This is a genomic window from Polyangium sp. 15x6 (assembly GCF_029960785.1).
In the GTDB taxonomy this organism is placed as follows: domain Bacteria; phylum Myxococcota_A; class Polyangia; order Polyangiales; family Polyangiaceae; genus Polyangium.
Genome location: NZ_JASBQE010000218.1, coordinates 1 through 4,570, shown reverse-complemented (window position 1 = coordinate 4,570; position 4,570 = coordinate 1). Strand labels below are relative to the sequence as shown.

The window sequence follows — 4,570 nt, the reverse complement described above, 5'->3', positions numbered from 1 at the left end:
GCCGGCTCCGCCCGCACCACCGGCGCCGGCGGCCCCACCGGCGCCACCGGCTCCACCCGCGCCGCCGGCGCCGCCGGCCCCGCCCGAGCCCGTGGAGGCCGCGGTGCTCGCTGCGGTGCTCGACGATGCGCTCGTGCTCGACGTGGCGCCGCTGCCGCCGCACTTCTCGAGCGGTTTGCAATCGTTGCAGGAGCAACCTTCGAGGTACTCGACGCACGAGCCGTTGTTCGTGCAGTTCGTCGTGCACCGGTCGGTATTCGTGCAATCGCCGCAGGTGCAGTCCTCGTTGATCAAGCACTCGCCGTCGTCGTCACAGCCGACGTTTGCCGGAGGACAACTGGCGACCTTGAAGTAACAATCGTTGCACGTGCAATCTTCGGTACCCATCTCCCCGTTGTCGCAGGCGTCGTTGTCCTGGCAGGTGCCGACGCACGCGGCCTGATCGACGCAGTCGGGGCAGGCGCAGGTCTCGGGGTTCTGGCCGTGGTAGTTGCAAAAACCATCGGGCTGGTTGTTGTTGCAGCCGTTGCTCTGGACTCCGCCGCCGGCGCCCGAGAAGTTGCTCGCCGCGGAACTATTGTTATTGGCGTCGCCTCCCGAACAGCCGACGAAGGGGATCGCGACAAGGAAAAACGAGGAAGCAAGGATCGCCGTCAGGGTGCGCATGGTCCGAGAGGATCGCCGCCTGCGCGGGACTGCGTCAACAGGAGAAAGGTGCTACAGGGCTCGCCATGCCTCGCCCGACGAACTCTTTTTCTGCACTGGCGCTGCTCGTTTCCACCCTCGGCCTCGGCCTCGGCTGCGGCGCCGAGCCCCCGCCTCCGGCCGAATCGGCCACGTCCTCGTCGCCCACCGACGGCGCGAAGGAAGGGCAGAACGAAGGCACGAAGGCGGCGGAGGTGAAGGGGCCGGAGCGCAAGCCTTTCGAGAACCCCGGTGGCATGTGGGTGCCCTCGCAGCTCGCCGAGCACGAAGCGAAGCTCAAGGGCGCAGGCCTCGAACTCGAGCCGAAGGCGCTCACCGATCCGATGCAGCCGCCGCTCGCCGCGGTCGTGAGCCTCGGCGGCTGCTCGGCTTCGTTCGTGTCGCCCGATGGCCTCATCGTCACGAACCACCACTGCGTGACCGGCATCCTTCAGTACAACGCGACGCCGAAGCAGAACGTGGTGAACGACGGTTACCTCGCGAAGACGCGCGCCGACGAGAAGTGGGCCGGCCCCACGAACCGCATCTTCGTGACCCGCTCGTTCAAGGACGTCACGAAGGAGGTCCGCGACGGCCTCGACAAGCTGCCGAACGATCGCGCCCGGAACGACCAGCTCGAGGCGCGCGAGAAGAGCCTCGTCGCGGCGTGTGAGAAGGATCGGCCCGAGGTGCGTTGCTCGCTGAAGAGCTACTTCGGCGGCGCGCAGTACCTGCTCGTCGAGCAGCTCGAGATCCGCGACGTGCGCCTCGTGTATGCCCCGCCGGAGGGCGTCGGCAACTTCGGCGGCGAGATCGACAACTGGCGCTGGCCCCGCCACGGCGGCGACTTCGCGTTCCTGCGCGCCTACGTGGGCAAGGATCAGAAGCCCGCGGATCACGCGGAGGCGAACGTCCCGTACAAGCCGGCGCACTACCTGCGCCTCGCGCAGAAGCCCCTCGCCCCGAACGACTTCGTGATGGTCGCGGGGTACCCGGGCACCACGAACCGGCTGCGCACCTCGTTCGAGATCAAAGAGGCGCTCGAATGGGGATATCCGCGCCGCATCGCCGCCTTCGAGGAGGGCGTGCAGGTGCTCGAGGCCGTGAGCAAGCAAAGCGAGGCGATCGCGATCAAGGCGAACCCCTTCCTGCGCGGCATCTCGAACGCGCTCACGAAGATCAAGGGCCTGGCCGAGGGGCTCGGCAAGGGCGGCGTGGCCGCGGAGCGCGCGAAGAAGGACGCCGAGCTCGCGTCGTGGATTGGCGCAGACGCGGAGCGCAAGGCCGCTTATGGCGACGTCATCGCCAAGATCGAGACGCTCGTCGCGGAGCGGAAGAAGACGCGCGAGGAGGACATGGCGCTCGGCGACGTGATGATGAGCGCGAGCCTGTTCCAGGCGGCCTCGACGATCGTGCGTTTGGCGGAGGAGCGCCCGAAGGCCGACGCCGATCGCGACCCGGAGTACCAGGAGCGCACCTGGAAGCGCCACGAGCAAAAGATGGCGCGCCTCGCGGTCTCGTATGACCGGGCGATCGACCAGGCGATGCTGAAGCTCGCCCTCGAGCGGATCGCGAAGCTCTCCGAGAAGGAGCGGCCGGCGTTCGTCGCGACGATCGCGGGCAAGAAGCTCGACGCGGCGTCGATCGACAAGGCGGTGAAGGGCCTTTACGAGGGGACGAAGCTCGAGGACGAGAAGGCGCGGCTCGAGCTCCTCAAAACGGCGAAGCTCGACGATTTGAAGAAGAGCAAGGACCCGCTGATCAAGCTCGCCGTGGCCCTGCGCCCCGTGTACAAGGCCTCCGAGGATCGGGGCAAATCGTTCGACGGCGCGATGGCGCTGCTCCGGCCGAAGTATTTCGAGGCGCTCCAGAAGATGATGGGGCAGCAGATCGCGCCCGACGCGAACGGGACGCTCCGCGTGACGTACGGCAGCGTGCGTGGGTATCGCCCGACGAAGGACGCGCCGGTCTACACGCCGTTCACGACCGTCTCGCAGATGGCCGCGAAGCACACGGGCAAGGAGCCGTTCGAGGCGCCTTCGAAGCTGCTCGCGGCGACGAAGGCGAAGAAGTGGGGGGCCTACGCGGACGCGGCGCTCGGCGAGGTTCCCGTGGATTTCCTGAGCGATCTCGACATCACGGGCGGCAACTCCGGTTCGCCGACGCTGAATGGAAAGGGCGAGCTCGTGGGCCTCGCGTTCGACGGCAATTACGAGGCGATGGCCTCGGACGTGATCTTCCTGCCGGAGATCACGCGGACGATCCACGTCGACCTGCGGTACGTGCTCTGGGTGATGGACGTCGAGGGGGCGGACAACGTCCTGCAAGAGCTCGGCGTGAAGCCTTCGATCGACTGATTCCTTCGTTCCCATGTAGAATGGAGGCCCCCGGGCCTCCATGCGTTTGCCCTCCCTCCTCCTCGGCCTCGCGTTCGTCCTCGGGACCCCGCTCGTGTTCGGGCAAGACGCGCCCGATCCGCGCCCTACGCCCACGGCCGAGGCCTTCGTGCACATCGAGTCCGACGCGCCGCTCTCGCTGCGGCGCAACGTCGGCCGCTTCGGCGACGTCGTTTGCGCGGCGCCCTGCGACCGGGTGATTCGCTTCGATCCGGCGGACCGTTTCTCGGTCGAGGGCTCCTTCCCGAGCGCGCCTTTCTTTTCGATCGGGGACGCGGGCCCGCGTGTCCGCCTGCGCGTCGACACGGGCAGCCACGCGAGGCTCTACACGGGGATCGCGTCCACGGCGCTCGGCGGCGGCGCGTTGGTCATGTCCGGGTTCATCTTCGTCCTCGCGGCCGTCGGTGACGCGCTCGGGAGCGGGGACGGGGTCGACGACGGGATCAAATACGGCTGCCTCGGCGCGGCGATCGGCGGAGGCGTCGCCATGGCGGTCGGCGTTCCGCTGCTCGTGCTTTCGAACACCACGGTCGATGTGCTCCCCGATCTCCCGCGCGGCGCGGCCCGCGGCATGGTCACCGTCCGGTTCTGAGGCGCGCGATGACCTTCGGCCTGCGTGGAAAAACCGTTTGTCTCGGCGCGACGCTCCTCCTCGGGCTCGCCGCCTGCGCGCCGCCGCGCCGCCCGTCGAGCCCGCCGAAGCCCGAGAGCGTGGCCGCCGCGCCGGAGCAGCGGGTGTTCGTCCGGATCGACGCCGACCACCCCGCCGCGAAGCTCGTCGAGGAGCGCAAGGACAACGATGTCCCCGTCTGCGCCGCGCCCTGCAATCGCGTGATCTCCGTGCGAAAGGGCGCGCGGTTCCACGTCGAGGCCTTCGGCGCTCGCCCCACGTGGAGCCTCGATCTTTACTCGCCGCAGGATCCCGTGGTTTGGCTCGACGTGAAGACGACCTCGCAATCGACGCACGACGCGCTGTATCGAGTCTTCCTCGGCACGATCATCGCGGGCGGCGCCCTCATGCTGACGGGCGCCATCGGCACGCCGTTCGCCGAGGAGAAAGGCACGCAGACCGCGCTCTCGGCGGTGGGTTTCACGGGGCTCGTCCTGCTCTTGCCCGTCTCCAGCGTCCTCGGTGGGATCTCGGCCGGCCATTCGACGAGCAAGGTGACCTTCAAGGATCCGCGGACGCGGCCGGATTTGCGGGAGCGGATTCGTTAGGATCGGGCGCGGCGTGGCCGGAAGGGGCGCGCTGCCGCGGCGAGGAGGAGCGAGAGCAAGGCGAGAGGCGTGGTTTGTCGACCCGCGGGGGGCGCGCCGACCACGCGGCAGCCGCAGGCGTCGTCGTCTGCCGCGGGATCGACGGTATCGGCGCCTCCGCTGCCGCCTGCGCCGCCTGCGCCGCCCACGCCGCCGCCTGAGCCACCTGCGCCGCCCGAGCCGCCGTTGCCGCCCGCGCCGCCGTTACCGCCCGCGCCGCCGCTGCCGCCTGC

The 4,570-nt window shown here is 69.0% G+C and carries 5 protein-coding genes; 3 read left to right on the top strand and 2 right to left on the bottom strand.

Translation table 11 applies throughout. The features are described from left to right. Positions 1–666: hypothetical protein (locus tag QHF83_RS52920; protein ID WP_282425812.1), on the bottom strand; the 666-nt coding region annotated here is incomplete at its 3' end. Between the two features lie 65 nt (positions 667–731). On the opposite strand from QHF83_RS52920, the gene QHF83_RS52915 reads away from it, so the two are divergent. The 3 genes from QHF83_RS52915 to QHF83_RS52905 are packed head-to-tail and all read left to right on the top strand — an operon-like array spanning position 732 to position 4,298. Beyond that, on the top strand, positions 732–3,041 hold the full coding sequence (locus tag QHF83_RS52915; protein ID WP_282425811.1) for a S46 family peptidase: 2,310 nt from the start codon (positions 732–734) through the stop codon (positions 3,039–3,041). Positions 3,042–3,081: 40 nt separating this feature from the next. Further along, entirely contained in the window at positions 3,082–3,672 is a 591-nt protein-coding gene (locus QHF83_RS52910; RefSeq protein ID WP_282425810.1) for a hypothetical protein, read from the top strand. Positions 3,673–3,680: 8 nt separating this feature from the next. Continuing rightward, positions 3,681–4,298 carry a hypothetical protein gene (locus QHF83_RS52905; RefSeq protein WP_282425809.1) on the top strand — a complete coding sequence of 206 codons (618 nt, stop codon included), beginning with the start codon at positions 3,681–3,683 and terminating at the stop codon, positions 4,296–4,298. Here the strand turns inward: QHF83_RS52905 and QHF83_RS52900 are convergent. Next, positions 4,295–4,570, bottom strand: a 276-nt coding sequence (locus tag QHF83_RS52900) for an MYXO-CTERM sorting domain-containing protein (protein WP_282425808.1), incomplete at its 5' end; no start/stop codon positions are given. The two genes, QHF83_RS52905 and QHF83_RS52900, sit on opposite strands and share 4 nt — an antisense overlap.